Annotated in this window: 15 protein-coding genes; 11 read left to right on the plus strand and 4 right to left on the minus strand. The window is 70.1% G+C overall.

The genetic code is table 11. The features are described from left to right. Positions 1 to 73: 73 nt before the first annotated feature. From Q0Z83_RS02625 to Q0Z83_RS02640, 4 genes are all read left to right on the plus strand, one after another. Positions 74 to 673 carry a DUF3090 domain-containing protein gene (locus Q0Z83_RS02625; RefSeq protein ID WP_317792156.1) on the plus strand — a complete coding sequence of 200 codons (600 nt, stop codon included), beginning with the start codon at positions 74 to 76 and terminating at the stop codon, positions 671 to 673. Next, positions 670 to 1485 (plus strand): SCO1664 family protein, encoded by an 816-nt coding sequence (locus Q0Z83_RS02630; protein WP_378078969.1) that lies wholly within the window; start codon positions 670 to 672, stop codon positions 1483 to 1485. Before Q0Z83_RS02625 ends, Q0Z83_RS02630 begins: the two co-directional genes overlap by 4 nt. Positions 1486 to 1656: 171 nt before the next feature. Then, complete coding sequence (gene mshC, locus Q0Z83_RS02635) at positions 1657 to 2901, plus strand: cysteine--1-D-myo-inosityl 2-amino-2-deoxy-alpha-D-glucopyranoside ligase (RefSeq protein WP_317792157.1); 1245 nt, start codon at positions 1657 to 1659, stop codon at positions 2899 to 2901. 233 nt (positions 2902 to 3134) lie between these two features. Beyond that, entirely contained in the window at positions 3135 to 3416 is a 282-nt protein-coding gene (locus Q0Z83_RS02640; RefSeq protein ID WP_317792158.1) for a hypothetical protein, read from the plus strand. Positions 3417 to 3632: 216 nt separating this feature from the next. Here the strand turns inward: Q0Z83_RS02640 and Q0Z83_RS02645 are convergent, their stop codons facing one another. Both Q0Z83_RS02645 and Q0Z83_RS02650 read right to left on the minus strand, forming a co-directional pair. Beyond that, positions 3633 to 4388: a response regulator gene (locus tag Q0Z83_RS02645; protein ID WP_378078968.1), complete on the minus strand. Its 756-nt coding sequence runs from the start codon at positions 4386 to 4388 to the stop codon at positions 3633 to 3635. Beyond that, positions 4385 to 5638, minus strand: coding sequence for a sensor histidine kinase (locus Q0Z83_RS02650; RefSeq protein ID WP_317792159.1), 1254 nt, complete (start codon positions 5636 to 5638; stop codon positions 4385 to 4387). The genes Q0Z83_RS02645 and Q0Z83_RS02650 overlap by 4 nt, the downstream gene beginning before the upstream one ends. A 109-nt stretch (positions 5639 to 5747) precedes the next feature. On the opposite strand from Q0Z83_RS02650, the gene Q0Z83_RS02655 reads away from it, so the two are divergent. After that, positions 5748 to 7118 carry an alpha/beta fold hydrolase gene (locus tag Q0Z83_RS02655; RefSeq protein WP_317792160.1) on the plus strand — a complete coding sequence of 457 codons (1371 nt, stop codon included), beginning with the start codon at positions 5748 to 5750 and terminating at the stop codon, positions 7116 to 7118. Positions 7119 to 7151: 33 nt separating this feature from the next. Here the strand turns inward: Q0Z83_RS02655 and Q0Z83_RS02660 are convergent, their stop codons facing one another. Next, a complete protein-coding gene (locus Q0Z83_RS02660; RefSeq protein WP_317792161.1) occupies positions 7152 to 7943 on the minus strand; it encodes a GntR family transcriptional regulator in 792 nt (263 codons plus the stop codon). 335 nt (positions 7944 to 8278) lie between these two features. Here Q0Z83_RS02660 and Q0Z83_RS02665 point away from each other — a divergent pair, with 335 nt between their 5' ends. The 3 genes from Q0Z83_RS02665 to Q0Z83_RS02675 all read left to right on the plus strand — a co-directional run bounded on the left by Q0Z83_RS02665 (position 8279) and on the right by Q0Z83_RS02675 (position 9910). Continuing rightward, positions 8279 to 8659: a DUF6232 family protein gene (locus Q0Z83_RS02665; RefSeq protein ID WP_317792162.1), complete on the plus strand. Its 381-nt coding sequence runs from the start codon at positions 8279 to 8281 to the stop codon at positions 8657 to 8659. A gap of 115 nt (positions 8660 to 8774) precedes the next feature. Beyond that, complete coding sequence (locus Q0Z83_RS02670) at positions 8775 to 9716, plus strand: helix-turn-helix domain-containing protein (protein ID WP_317792163.1); 942 nt, start codon at positions 8775 to 8777, stop codon at positions 9714 to 9716. Positions 9717 to 9718: 2 nt separating this feature from the next. Next, the gene (locus Q0Z83_RS02675; RefSeq protein ID WP_317792164.1) at positions 9719 to 9910 is read left to right on the plus strand and encodes a DUF397 domain-containing protein; all 192 of its coding nucleotides are present in this window, start codon (positions 9719 to 9721) and stop codon (positions 9908 to 9910) included. Between the two features lie 51 nt (positions 9911 to 9961). Here the strand turns inward: Q0Z83_RS02675 and Q0Z83_RS02680 are convergent, their stop codons facing one another. Next, complete coding sequence (locus Q0Z83_RS02680) at positions 9962 to 10831, minus strand: PAC2 family protein (protein WP_317792165.1); 870 nt, start codon at positions 10829 to 10831, stop codon at positions 9962 to 9964. Positions 10832 to 10955: 124 nt separating this feature from the next. Here Q0Z83_RS02680 and Q0Z83_RS02685 point away from each other — a divergent pair, with 124 nt between their 5' ends. From Q0Z83_RS02685 to Q0Z83_RS02695, 3 genes are all read left to right on the plus strand, one after another. Then, positions 10956 to 11510: a hypothetical protein gene (locus Q0Z83_RS02685; RefSeq protein WP_317792166.1), complete on the plus strand. Its 555-nt coding sequence runs from the start codon at positions 10956 to 10958 to the stop codon at positions 11508 to 11510. Between the two features lie 64 nt (positions 11511 to 11574). Next, a complete protein-coding gene (locus tag Q0Z83_RS02690; RefSeq protein WP_317792167.1) occupies positions 11575 to 11904 on the plus strand; it encodes an ArsR/SmtB family transcription factor in 330 nt (109 codons plus the stop codon). After that, positions 11901 to 12341: an SRPBCC family protein gene (locus tag Q0Z83_RS02695; protein ID WP_317792168.1), complete on the plus strand. Its 441-nt coding sequence runs from the start codon at positions 11901 to 11903 to the stop codon at positions 12339 to 12341. The genes Q0Z83_RS02690 and Q0Z83_RS02695 overlap by 4 nt, the downstream gene beginning before the upstream one ends. Positions 12342 to 12394: the final 53 nt, after the last annotated feature.

Here is a 12394-nt window from a genome sequence, read left to right on the forward strand (position 1 = left end):
CCCCGTTGCGCCCTCGGCGAACCCGGCACCTTGGCCCGCGCGCTCGTCCGCTTGGATGGTTAGGGTTGTCTGCATGACCCACCAAGTGCATGCCTTCGAGCCGCCGGAGCGATTCGTCGCCGGAACGGTGGGCGAGCCGGGGGACCGCACTTTCTATCTCCAGGCCCGCGGCGGCGGCCGGGTGATCAGCGTGGCGCTGGAGAAGGTCCAGGTGTCGCTGCTCGCCGAGAAACTCGAGGAGCTGCTGCTCGAGGCCAACAAGCGGTTCGGTGTCTCCCTGCCGGAGGAGCCGCTGCTGGCGGTGCACGACAACGAACCCCTCGACACCCCGGTCGACGAGGAGTTCCGGGTCGGCACCCTGGGCCTGGCCTTCGACGTCGACACCAGCACCGTCGTGATCGAGGCGATCGAGGCCGGCGAGCCCGAGCCCGATCTGATCGGCGAGTCCCTCGGCGACGAGGATGACGACGACGATGACGACGATGACGAGCCCGACGAGCCCGACGACGACCTCGACCGGCTGCGGGTGCGACTGACCCCCGATGCGACCCGCGCGTTCATCGACCGGGCCCGCCGTGTGGTGGCCGCCGGTCGGCCACCGTGCCCGCTCTGCGGCCAGCCGCTCGACCCGGCCGGCCACCTCTGCCCCCGGCATAACGGCTACCACCGGTGACGGCGGAGCCCACGCACGTGCTGGCCGAGGCCGACGCTCTCGCGCTGCTCGAGCGGGGGCGCATCGAGATCGAGGGGCGGCTGGCCGACGCCTCCAACACCACCCTGCGCGCCGAGATCACCCTGGACGGGCTGACCCGCCGCTGTGTCTACAAGCCGGTGCGCGGCGAGCGCCCGCTGTGGGACTTCCCGGACGGCACCCTCGCCGGCCGTGAGGTGTCGGCCTACCTGGTGTCCCGGGCCACCGGGTGGGATGTGGTGCCGCCGACCATCCTGCGGGACGGGCCGCTCGGTCCGGGCGCCCTCCAGCTCTGGATCGACGAGCCCGAGCAGGTCGGCGCGCTGATCGGTTTCGTCCCGGCCTACGACGTGCCGTCCGGCTGGTTCCCGGTGGCCGCGGCCCGCGACGACGACGGCGACGCCTACGCGCTGGCCCACGCCGACGACCCCCGACTGGCCCGCCTCGCCGTCTTCGACGCGGTGATCAACAACGCCGACCGCAAGGGCGGACACGTCCTCTACCCGGCCACCGGCGGTGTGCACGGCGTCGACCACGGCGTCAGCTTCCACGTGGAGAACAAGTTGCGCACGGTCCTCTGGGGCTGGACCGGCAAGCCCCTCCCGCCGGATGCCTGCGAGGTCCTGACCCGGTTGCGCGAGCAGCTGGCCGGGCCACTCGGCGCCGAGTTGGAGGAGCACCTCACCATCTCCGAGGTGCAGCATGTCGGCCTGCGCGTGAAACGGCTGCTGCGGGCGGCCCGGTTCCCCCAACCCCCGACCGACTGGCCCGCCATCCCCTGGCCGCCGATCTAGCCCCGCGTTCGTTGGGGTCTGGCGTTCGTTCGGGTCCCGCGCCCGTTCGGGCCCCGGGTCTGCCCGACCCTCACGTGTCTCCGGCGGGGGCCGCGTGTGGCGCGGGCCGGAAGCTTGAGGTTTAGCTCACGCGCCCGGCCCTGGGTCCGGGGTGCCGTTTAGGCTCCGAGCATGGATGCTTGGACCGGTCACGACGTACCTGCCCTCCCGGACACGCCGGGGCGTGGCCCGCTGCGGCTCTACGACACGGCGCGGGCGTCGGTGCAGCCCAGCGCCCCGTCCGGCAGTGCCTCGATGTATGTCTGCGGCATCACGCCGTATGACGCGACGCACCTCGGCCACGCCGCCACGATGATCACTTTCGACCTGATCAACCGGGCCTGGCGCGACCAGGGTCTCGACGTCGGCTACGTGCAGAACGTGACCGACATCGACGACCCGCTGCTGGAGCGTGCCGAGCGCGACGGCGAGGACTGGGTGGTCCTCGCCATGCGCGAGACCGCCCTCTTCCGGGAGGACATGGAGGCGTTGCGGATCATCCCGCCGGCCCACTACGTCGGCGCGGTCGAGTCGATCCCGTCGATCGTCACCCACGTCCAGGATCTGGTGGAGCGTGGCGCGGCGTACCAGCTCGACGACGGCACCGGCGACGTCTACTTCGACCTGACGGCCGCTCCGCGATTCGGGTACGAGTCACACCTGTCCCGCGAGGAGATGCTGGTCCTGTCGGCCGAGCGGGGCGGCGACCCGGATCGGGCCGGCAAACGCGACCCGCTCGACCCGCTGCTGTGGCGCGGCGCCCGCGACGGCGAGCCGGTGTGGGACGGCTCGGACCTCGGCCCGGGCCGCCCCGGCTGGCACATCGAGTGCGCCACCATCGCGCTGAACCTGCTCGGCGACACGATCGACGTCCAGGGTGGCGGCAGTGACCTGCTCTATCCGCACCACGAGTGCTCGGCCGCCCACGCCGAGGTGCTGACCGGCGCGGAGCCGTTCGCCGCCCACTACGTGCACGCCGGCATGATCGGCCTGGACGGCGAGAAGATGTCCAAATCCCGCGGCAACCTGGTGTTCGTGTCGCGGCTGCGCGCCGACGGTGTGGACCCGATGGCGGTCCGGCTGGGTCTGCTCACCACCCACTACCGCAGCGACCGCGACTGGACCGATGACGTCCTCAAGGCCGGTCAGCAGCGTCTGGCCCGCTGGCGGGAGGCGGCGGCCGCGCCGTCCGGCCCGTCCGGCCCGGGTCTGCTCGCCGCGGTGCGTGAGGCGCTGTCCACCGACCTCGACACACCGGCGGCGCTGGCGGTGGTGGACGCGTGGGCCGACGCGGCCCTGTCCGGCGCGGGTGACGACAGCGAGTCTCCCGAACTGCTGGTGAAGACGGTGGACGCCCTGCTCGGAGTGCGTTTGTAAGCGTGCCCCGGCACGTTGACGAACGTGTCCACAGTGCCCCTGCCCGGTGTCCGGGCAGGGGCTTTCTGCATTCAGGACGGAAAGCCCCGCGGCACCCTAGCCCGGCCATGAGATCTTTTGGGACTAAACCACGAAATGGTGAAAGTTAGCGTTTTATTCGACCAAATGCGCGCGAAAGGGACTCCCGGGGGCCAGAATTTCCCCCAAGCAACCAACCGTTGAAAGGAAACACCATGCGTCGCGCTCTGTACCTCGGCGGCATCTTCCTGGCCACCGGCGCCGCTGTCGCCATGGCCGCTCCCGCCCAGGCCGGCGGCCACCCGTGCCCGGGAGACGTCGTCATCACGAGCTACGACTACGTGCAGCCGGTCGGCTTCGGCTACGGCTACGGCCATGGCTTCGGTCACAGCCACGGAGACTCGTACTACTCGAACAAGTCCATCACTCAGGGTGGGAGCCTCGTCAACATCGCCGCGCAGGACAGCAACCTGCTCGGCGGCATCGACATCCTCTGAGGAGTCGGACCGAGCCGAGTCTGAGGCCGGCTTGACACCATGAACGACTGATGCCCGAGGCGCCGCAAGGTGCCCCGGGCCTCAGTCGTCTCCTCTTCCCGCAACTTCATCTCCGCAGCGCTCTCGCCTTTCTCCGCTGCGGGATGCGCCGCACGGTCCGCCATCCGTTCCCCTCGCCGCACGTGCTGATGACCCACGAGCGGTGGTGTCGCCGGATCAGAGCAGTTCGGCGTCGTGGACCAGAAGGGCGATCTGGACGCGGTTGTTGAGGTCGAGTTTGCTCAGCAGTCGCGAGACGTGACCCTTGACCGTCGGCAGGCTCATACCGAGTTCGATTCCGATCTCCGCGTTGGAACGGCCGCCTCCCACCAGGACGGCGACCTCACGTTCCCGCTCGGTCAGCACGGCCAGACGGGTGCGGGCGCGGGCCCGTCGGGTACCCGCTTCGGGATCGGCGACATGATCGATCAACCTTCTGATCACCGTGGGCGAGAGGGTGCCCGCCCCGGCCGCGACCGACCGCACCGCCGCCAGGATCTCCCGGGGTGGCGTGTCCTTCAGCAGGAACCCGCTCGCCCCACCGCGCAACGCCTCGAGAACATACTCGTCAGCGTCGAACGTGGTCAGCACGATGACCTGCGGCGCGCCGCTCCGGCTGCGGATCCGCCTGGTCGCGGTCAGCCCGTCGACCCGCGGCATGCGGATGTCCATCAGGACGATGTCCGGCCAGTGCGCGTCAGCCACCACGACGGCCTCGGCGCCGTCCCCGGCCTCCGCCACCACCTCGATGTCCGGCGAGCCACCCACCAGAATCCGCAGCCCGGCCCGAACCAGCGGATCGTCGTCGACGATCGCCACCCGGATCGGCCGCTCCCCACCGGCCGCCCCCGCCTCCTGAGGCGCGGAGCCGGACGAGGGCTTGACGTCGGCCGGGTTGCTCTCGCGGGGCGCGGCATGGGACGGAGGATTCACACCGGCCCCCGGGAATCCGCCGGCCCGACCGGCTCCGGTGGTGGTCGGCGCCGGGTGGGTGGCTCGATGGGCCACGGGGTCTCCTCCGGCCAGGGCAGCTCGGCCTCCAGACGGAACGAACCCGACGCCGGGCCGTGGGTGACGTGACCACCGGCGAGAGCGACCCGCTCACCGATGCCGAGCAGACCGCGGCCGCCACCTGCGCCGCGGTCCGGGGAGCGGACGGGCACCGTACCGCTGAAGGGGTTGGTGATCGTGATCCGCAAGGCCTGGCCCGCCTCGCCGGCCAGGACCACCGCGGCGGCCGGCGCCGCGCCGTGCTTGCGGGCGTTGGTCAGCCCCTCCTGGACGATCCGGAAGGCCGTGCGGCCGAGCTGTGCCGGTGGTCCGTCGGGCGGCACACCGTTCATGTAGTCGATCGTCATGCCGGCGGCACGGGAGCTGCCGATCAGGTCGGGCAGGTCGGCCAGGCCCGGCTGGGGTGGCTCCGGCCGGGCGCTCGGCACGCCGATCACCGACCGCAACTCCTCGAGGGCCTCATGGGCGCTGCGGCGGATCGCCCCGGCGGCGATCGACAGCTCCTCCGGCGACACGCTCGCGCGCACCTCCAGAGCACCGGCATGCAGGCTGATCAGGGACATCCGGTGGGCCAGGACGTCGTGTGTCTCCCGGGCGATGCGAGCCCGCTCGGTGAGCCGGGCCTGCTCCTCGCGGAGCGCCTGCTCGGCCTCCAACCGGGCCGCGTGCTCCCGCAGTGACGTGGTCAGCCGCCGGTACGCCTGCACGAACAACCCCCAGCCGAGGGCCGCCGCGGTGACCACCGATCGCACCAGCAGATCCATCCACATCCCGTAGGACGGATGATCGTGCAGCAGGAAGTAGACCGCACCGGTGCCGACATTGACCGCCCCGAGCAGCAGCAGGATCGGTGGTCGGCGCCGGATCGCCAGGGTGAACAGCGCCACGATGATCGGCCCGGTGGCGGTCACCGAGACCGCCCCGAACGGCAGCAGCGCCACCGTGAGACCCAGTGGATGCCGGCGGCGGGCCGGCAGCGCGGCGGCACAGAGGACACCGACGGCCAGATCGGCCTGCCACACGAGCGCCGCGCCCGGCCGGGTGGCGTCGCCGAGCAGCATCATCACCGAGCCGTAGACCAGCGCGACGACGACGGCGATGGCATCGGCCGACCGGTCCCGGGCCGCGGCCCGGCGAGCACCGGGATCGGGCACCAGCAGCGCGAAGAACATGCCGCAAGACTAGGGCTGACCGAAGTCTCCGCCCAGCTACCAAAGTATGTTCCTGGTCGATGCCTTCGGCCGCTGCGGGATCGACTTTCGGCGGCGCAAGCTTCCCGGCATGACGCCGATCCGGTTCGCCTTACTCTTTCTGCCCGCCGCCGCGTGGGGCGTGATCGCCGCACTGTGGACCCCACGCGGCCCACTGACCGGCGCCGAAGCGCTCTGGTCCATCGTGATCAGCGCCGGCGTCGGCGTTCTGGCCGGCCGGGCGGCGCGGTCCCGGTGGGCGATCCTGCTGGCCCCTTCGGCGTACGTGGCAGCGCTCGAACTGACCAGGTGGAGCGTGTCCGGCCCCTCCGTGGACCTGCCACACGCGACCCCGATCGGGATTCTCGTGCTCGTCACCGGGCGTGGCGTGCACGGCCTGTTCGCGCTGCTCCCGATGGCGGCCGGTGCCGCGTTCGGCCATCGCCGACCGGCCCGCGCACGGTGGCGACGGGTCACCGGACGGGTGGGAGCCGGTCTGACCGCGGTGCTGACGGTGGGTCTCGGGGTGGCGGTCGCCGTCCCCGCCCGTACCGCATCGATCTCCGGTGGCGTCGCGGAGCTGAGCCGGACCGGCGACCTCGCCCTGATGATCCGCGGCCGTTCCGCCGCCCTGCCGGTCCTGCTGTATGTGCCGGGCCCGCCGGGCGGCTCGGACACCGGCCTCATGCGTACCCGGCTGGCCGGGCTGGAGGACCACTTCGTGGTGGCCACCCTGGACCGGCGCGGCGGGGGAGCGTCGGCGGGCGCACTGGGCCGTGCCGCGACGCTCAGCCTGGACAGTGAGGTCGCCGACATCCTCGCGGTCACCGACCATCTGCGGCAGCGATTCGGCCGGGACCGGATCGTCCTGCTCGGCCACTCCGGCGGCTCGATCCCGGCGGTCGTGGCCGCCCGGCGCCACCCGGAGAAGTACCGTGCCTACGTCGGCACCGGCCAGGCGGTCGACCTGCGCGAGTCCGACCGGATGTTCTACACCGACGTGCTGGCCTGGGCGCGGGCCGGCGGTCGCACCGACGTGGTCGAGCAGCTGGAGCGACAGGGTCCGCCACCGTGGGCGGACGTCTACGACTACGAGCCGTTCCTGCTGTACGCCACCCAGGCGTACGGGCTGCCGGACCCGCCGATCGACCTGAACGTCCCGGAGTACACGCTGCTCCAGAAGGCGCACTACATGACGACGATGCTGGACACCTGGGACGCCCTGTATCCCCGACTGCAGGGTGTGGACCTGCATCGGGAGGTGCCGAGCCTGCCGATCCCGGCGTACTTCGTGCAGGGCGGCCGGGAGATGCGTGGCCTGGCCGTGCCGTTCGCCTCCTGGTATACGGCGTTGCAGTCCCCGGACAAACGCCTGATCACGTTCCCGGAGACGGGGCACCGGCCGATGGCCGAACAGCCACAGCGCTTCATCACGACCCTGGCCGACCTGATCCCCGCCTGACGGGGACCGGGCCGGAGGGGAACGGGATCGCGGTCAGGCCAGAGCCAGCCCCGGATCCGGGTCGGGGTCCGGAGAGGAACCGGGGATCCGGTACTCCTCGGTCAGTGTGGTCATCGGCCCCGGCCACGTCGCCTGCGCCACCTCGATCGGCTTGCGGGTCTCGTCGAAGGCGACATGTAGCAGATGGAGCACCGGGGTGTCCGGCCGGATCTGCAGGATCTCGGCCTCCTCCCGGCTCGGCTGGCGGGCGCTGATCGTGTCGGTCGCCGAGGTGTACCGGCGGCTCAGCACCTCCTCCGCCTCCTGGTAGAGGGGTCGCCCGAACGCTTCGAGTCGCTCCAGTGAGGTGCCGCTGGCGTCGGTCACCCGGAACCAGGAGGCACCGACCTCGACGGTGGCGTCGTCGGTGCGCACCACATGCCGCCGGACCAGCATCTCCGTGCCGTCGCGCACCCCGAACGCGTCGGCCACCTCGGGCGGCGCGGCCTCCCGGCCGACACCGGTGAGTTGCTGGCGGTACCGGGCGGCGAGATCGGCGTGATAGCCGCGGTGCGCGCCGTATCGGCCGCGCGACAGACGGTTCAGGCGGCGGCGGGTGCCGCGGACGTACGTACCGGAGCCGGGTTTGGTGATCAGGATGCCTTCGACCCGCAGCTGGTCGACGGTGCGCTGGACGGTCTGTTTGGCCACCCCGAACATCTCCGCCATGGCGGGGATGGACGGCAGTCGCTCGCCCGGCTGCCAATCGCCGCGTCTGATGCGTTCCCGCAGCTGGGCCGCGATCTGCCGATGCGGGAACTCGGCGGCGCCCGGATTGATGCTCATGACCGGCTCCTTCCAGCTAGGTTCCTAGGATGCGGCATGAAGTGGGAGGTCAGCGACCCGACACGCGCAAAAGTCCATGAATGAATTCGCCTATCAGCTACAAGGCTGTCAGGCACCTGGCGAACACGCCCCGGTTGGCCCCATACTGAATCGACGTTAAGGGATGTGGGGTCACACAAAGAGGCGGCGACCAGTAGCCGCTGGCCGCCGCCCAGGCCTCTCGTCCATTGGAGGAGGAGCGCCGTGTCAGTCGTCATCATCGTGCAGTCCTCCTCCGCCTTGCAAGCCGAGGGGAGGGATGGGAGTTGCCGGTCTTCTACCGAGGTCCACGCGCCGTGATCACACACCGCATCGTCGAGGTGTCCAGGGAGCACCGCCGCCTGTTCGTGGTATCCGAGATGACCGATGTCCACATCGTCCGCTTCGATCCCGGGGAGGACGGTGCCGGACGGCACATCGCCGGCGTTTCCGCGCTGGTCGCGGCCGTGATCGCGGTGCCCGTGGTAGGCCCCGCGTCGATGCTTCTCACGGCTGTGGTGTCGATGGCGCTGGGGGTCGGCGCGATGCTCTGCCTGCGGCCGCGGGCGGGATGCTGGTGGCAGCTGCGGGCCGGTTACCGGGGTTCCGTGGTGGAGGTCTTCTCGTCCGGGAACGAGCGGGAGTTTGCCGAGTTCTGCCGAGGGTTGGTGCGCTCGATGGAGTATGGGGAGACCTGAGCGCGGGGACATCATGCGGTCTGCGGTATATTCCGGCAGACCTTTAAGCAACACCGCACTCTGCAAGGTCGCAATCAAGGGTGATTCGCGGCATTTGGGCGTTAGTGAGGGTTGAATGTCGGCTGCGCGCGACGACCTGCCCGCCGTCTCCCGGCGGCGGGTACGGCTGGCGTTGCGCGCGGCCCGGGAGCGCAGCGGGCTCAGCCAGGCCGAGGTCGCCAAGAAGCTCGGCTGGTCACTCTCCAAGGTGCAGCGCATCGAGCTGGGCGAGGTGGCCGTCTCGCCCATTGATCTGCGCGCACTCATCGTGGACGTCTACGGCCTGACCGACGTGGAGCGGATCGCCGAGCTCACCGAGGAGGCGCGGATCGCTCGTCGTGAGCGCTACTGGACGGCTCCCGAGCACCGCGATCATCTGACGCCGGGTCTGATCCAGTTGCTGCAGTTCGAGCTCGCGGCCACCTCCATCTGCGAGTTCCAGTCCACTCTGGTGCCCGGGCACCTCCAGACACAGGAGTTCGCCGAGGCCACTCTGGGGTGGTACGGGTTGGAGCTCACCGACGAGCAGCGTCGCGTGCGGCGGGACGTGCGGCTGGCCCGCCGGGAGCGGGTGATCGAGCGCGACGGGGCCCCGGAATACCGGCTGCTCTTCGATGAGTCCGCGTTGTGGCGGATCATCGGCGACATGGCGACGACGGCCGACCAATTCGAGGATCTCGCCGAGGCTGCCACCCGGCCCAACGTGCATCTGCGGGTGCTGCCGATGGACCGGGGCGCGCTGATGGGCATGTTCGGGGTCTTCTCGGTGCTCCGGCTCGGCCCCGACCGTGACGACGCGGTCGTTTATCGCGAGTCCTACCTCCGTGACGCATTGACCGAGGATGTTTCGGAAGTCCTGTACCACATCGATATCTTCGAACGGTTCTGGCAGCAGGCGCTCGACGAGCACGCCAGTCGTGCGCTTGTTCTCGCGCGCGTTTACGACATTCGCGCCCGCATTGCCAGAGACAATGACCATGGCACAAATCATGGCAAGGAACAGGACACGAGAGGTTGAGTATGGACGAGACCACAACGGGGTGGCAGCGCAGTTCCTACTGCGCGACGGGCACATGTGTCGAGGTCGCGAGGTTCGGCGATGTCGTCCGACTCCGGGACGGCAAGAATCCCGACCGGCCGTCGGTCGGCTTCACCCGCAGCGAGTGGAGCGGTTTCCAGGATTGGGTCGTGGCGCACGGAAAGTCGTTCTGAACGGCGAACGGGCGTCCCGCCGGGACGCCCGTTCTCGTATCTGAAGAATCGTTACCAGGAGCCGGCCGTCGGGCCCGCCGAACCGCCGCGCCTCCGCAGGTATTTCTCGAACTCGCTGGCGATCTCGTCGCCGGTCAGCGGCTGGATCCCCGCGTCGCCGACCCGTTCCTCCAGCTCCCGCACATATTCGCCGAGCTCGGCGTCCTGCTCCGCGGCCGCACGGACCCGCTTCTCCCACTCGTCGGCCTGCTCGGCCAGGTCGGCCATCGGCACCGGCAGGTCGAGGACGTCCTCGATCCGGCTGAGCAGCGACAGGGTCGCCTTGGGGCAGGGCGGGTTGTTGGCGTAGTGCGGCACGTGCACCCAGAACGACAGCGCGTCCAGTTCGGCGCGGGTGGCCGCCTCCTGCAGGACGCCGACGATGCCGGTCGGGCCGTCGTAGCGGGTGGGCACCACCTTGTACTTCTCGGCGGTGTCGCGGTCGCTAGCGGTGCCGCTGATCGGGAGCGGCCGGGTATACGGCACGTCGGCCAGCAGCGCCCCGAGCAGCACGATCCGGTTGACCTCCAGGCTGTGGCAGATCTCCAGCACGTTCTCGCAGAAGGTGCGCCACCGCATGCTCGGCTCGATGCCGCGGATCAGGACCACGTCACGGTCGGAGCCGGGCGGGCTGGCCACGGTGAACCGGGTGGTGGGCCATTCGATCTTCCGCGTCTCGCCCTCGGCCATGGTGATGGTGGGCCGGCTGACCTGGAAGTCGTAGAAGTCCTCGGGGTCGATGCTGGTGACCTCGCGGGCTTCCCAGACCTGCTCGAGATGTTCCACGGCCGCGGTCGAAGCGTCCGCAGCATCGTTCCAGCCCTCGAAGGCGGCGATGGCCACGGGGGAGCGGAGCAGCGGAAGGCCGTCGAACTCAGTCATGGAACACAGCCTACGTGCGGGCGCGGGAACCTACCCGGCGGCCGCGCCGGGCCACCTGAGGCATCGATAAGGCTCATCGTCGATACCAACCACCAAGTCGCATTTATCCGGGCATAATCGGCATATGGCCGACCATGTGGATCAGGTGCTCGGGCCCACCGACGACACCGTCAGCTTCTTCCAGGCGCGCGGCATGTTCTACGTGACCGCCCTGTGGGTCCTGGCCGCCGCCTGGCTGCCGATGCTCCTGATCACCCTGGGGGTGCGGGCCGCCGCCGGCTACCGGCCGCGCCCCGCCGACATCGTGGTCTTCGCCGAGTTCACCCTCATCGTCCCGGCCGTCGTCGCCGCCGCGCTGATGCTCCTCGTCTGGCGCCGCCTCGGCTGGCTGCACACCTCGGTGCACGGGCTGGACTTCGCCGCCACCGGCCGCCGCCCGATCCATCTGCCCTGGTCGGGGATCGCCGCGGTGGCCCTGCACGGCCGGGGGCCGTTCACCGAGCTGGTGATCACCCCGATCGCCGCGGACTACGCGACCGAGCTCGACGGCAAGGGCGGCCCGCCTCGGGTTCGCCGGCGGGGCGGCGAGTTCGCGTACATCATCGATGTCGGTCTGATGTCACCCGGACCGGAGGTCCTCCTCGCCGAGCTGCACCGCCGGGTCCCCAGCAAGGTTTGACAGGCGCCATCGGCGCGGTTAGGTTCTTAACGTCTTCGTTAATTAACCGAGGGGTTAAGTAGCCTTGTCTGACCGGCTCAGCGTGATCTTCGCGGCGCTGGCCGACCCCACGCGCCGTGCCATCCTGGCCCGCCTCGCCGAGGGGGAGGCCACCGTGACCGAGCTCGCTGAGCCGTTCGACATCAGCCTCCCGGCGATCTCCCGACACCTGAAGGTCCTGGAGAACGCGGGTCTCATCTCACGCAGCCGGTCCGCGCAATGGCGGTCCAGCCGTCTCGAGGCGGCGCCGCTGCGCGAGGCGACCGCGTGGATGGAGCATTACCGCCGCTTCTGGGACGACAACTTCACCCGGCTCGACGCCCACCTCAAGCGCCTCCAGGAGGACGACAAATGACCGATCTCGTCATCACCCGCATCTTCGACGCCCCGCGCGAACTGGTGTATCGGGCCTTCACCGACCCCGATCAACTCGCCGCCTGGTTCGGCCCGGTCGGCTGGTCGGTGCCCCGCGACACCGTCGACATCGACGTCCGGCCCGGCGGCAAGCAGGTCTTCACCATGGTCAACGACGCCGACCCGTCGATGTCGTCGCCGGTCAACGCCACGTTCGTCGAGGTCGTGGAGAACGAACTGCTCGTCGGTGAGGAGGACATCAGCCACATCCCGGACTTCGGCGCCGACAAACTGCGCCTCACCATCGAATTCCACGATGAGGAGGGCGGCCGCACCCGCCTGGTCCTGACCCAGAGCCCGTTCCCCACCGAGATGGCCGACGGCGCTCGCGAAGGCTGGGGCTCCAGCTTCACCAAGCTCGACAAAATCCTTTCCTGACCTTTTCGGTACGGCCACCCGCCCCGCCGAACCACACCTCCCGTGAGCTACAC

This window comes from Actinoplanes sichuanensis, from assembly GCF_033097365.1.
Classification (GTDB): domain Bacteria; phylum Actinomycetota; class Actinomycetes; order Mycobacteriales; family Micromonosporaceae; genus Actinoplanes; species Actinoplanes sichuanensis.

What these genes read in the sequence shown, in the direction of transcription:
- Q0Z83_RS02675 (WP_317792164.1), top strand. Translation starts at nt 9,719, where the DNA reads ATGGACGAGACCACAACGGGGTGGCAGCGCAGTTCCTACTGCGCGACG.
- Q0Z83_RS02695 (WP_317792168.1), top strand. Translation starts at nt 11,901, where the DNA reads ATGACCGATCTCGTCATCACCCGCATCTTCGACGCCCCGCGCGAACTG.
- Q0Z83_RS02670 (WP_317792163.1), top strand. Translation starts at nt 8,775, where the DNA reads ATGTCGGCTGCGCGCGACGACCTGCCCGCCGTCTCCCGGCGGCGGGTA.
- Q0Z83_RS02640 (WP_317792158.1), top strand. Translation starts at nt 3,135, where the DNA reads ATGCGTCGCGCTCTGTACCTCGGCGGCATCTTCCTGGCCACCGGCGCC.
- mshC (WP_317792157.1), top strand. Translation starts at nt 1,657, where the DNA reads ATGGATGCTTGGACCGGTCACGACGTACCTGCCCTCCCGGACACGCCG.
- Q0Z83_RS02625 (WP_317792156.1), top strand. Translation starts at nt 74, where the DNA reads ATGACCCACCAAGTGCATGCCTTCGAGCCGCCGGAGCGATTCGTCGCC.
- Q0Z83_RS02680 (WP_317792165.1), bottom strand. Translation starts at nt 10,831, where the DNA reads ATGACTGAGTTCGACGGCCTTCCGCTGCTCCGCTCCCCCGTGGCCATC.
- Q0Z83_RS02660 (WP_317792161.1), bottom strand. Translation starts at nt 7,943, where the DNA reads ATGAGCATCAATCCGGGCGCCGCCGAGTTCCCGCATCGGCAGATCGCG.
- Q0Z83_RS02685 (WP_317792166.1), top strand. Translation starts at nt 10,956, where the DNA reads ATGGCCGACCATGTGGATCAGGTGCTCGGGCCCACCGACGACACCGTC.
- Q0Z83_RS02655 (WP_317792160.1), top strand. Translation starts at nt 5,748, where the DNA reads ATGACGCCGATCCGGTTCGCCTTACTCTTTCTGCCCGCCGCCGCGTGG.
- Q0Z83_RS02650 (WP_317792159.1), bottom strand. Translation starts at nt 5,638, where the DNA reads ATGTTCTTCGCGCTGCTGGTGCCCGATCCCGGTGCTCGCCGGGCCGCG.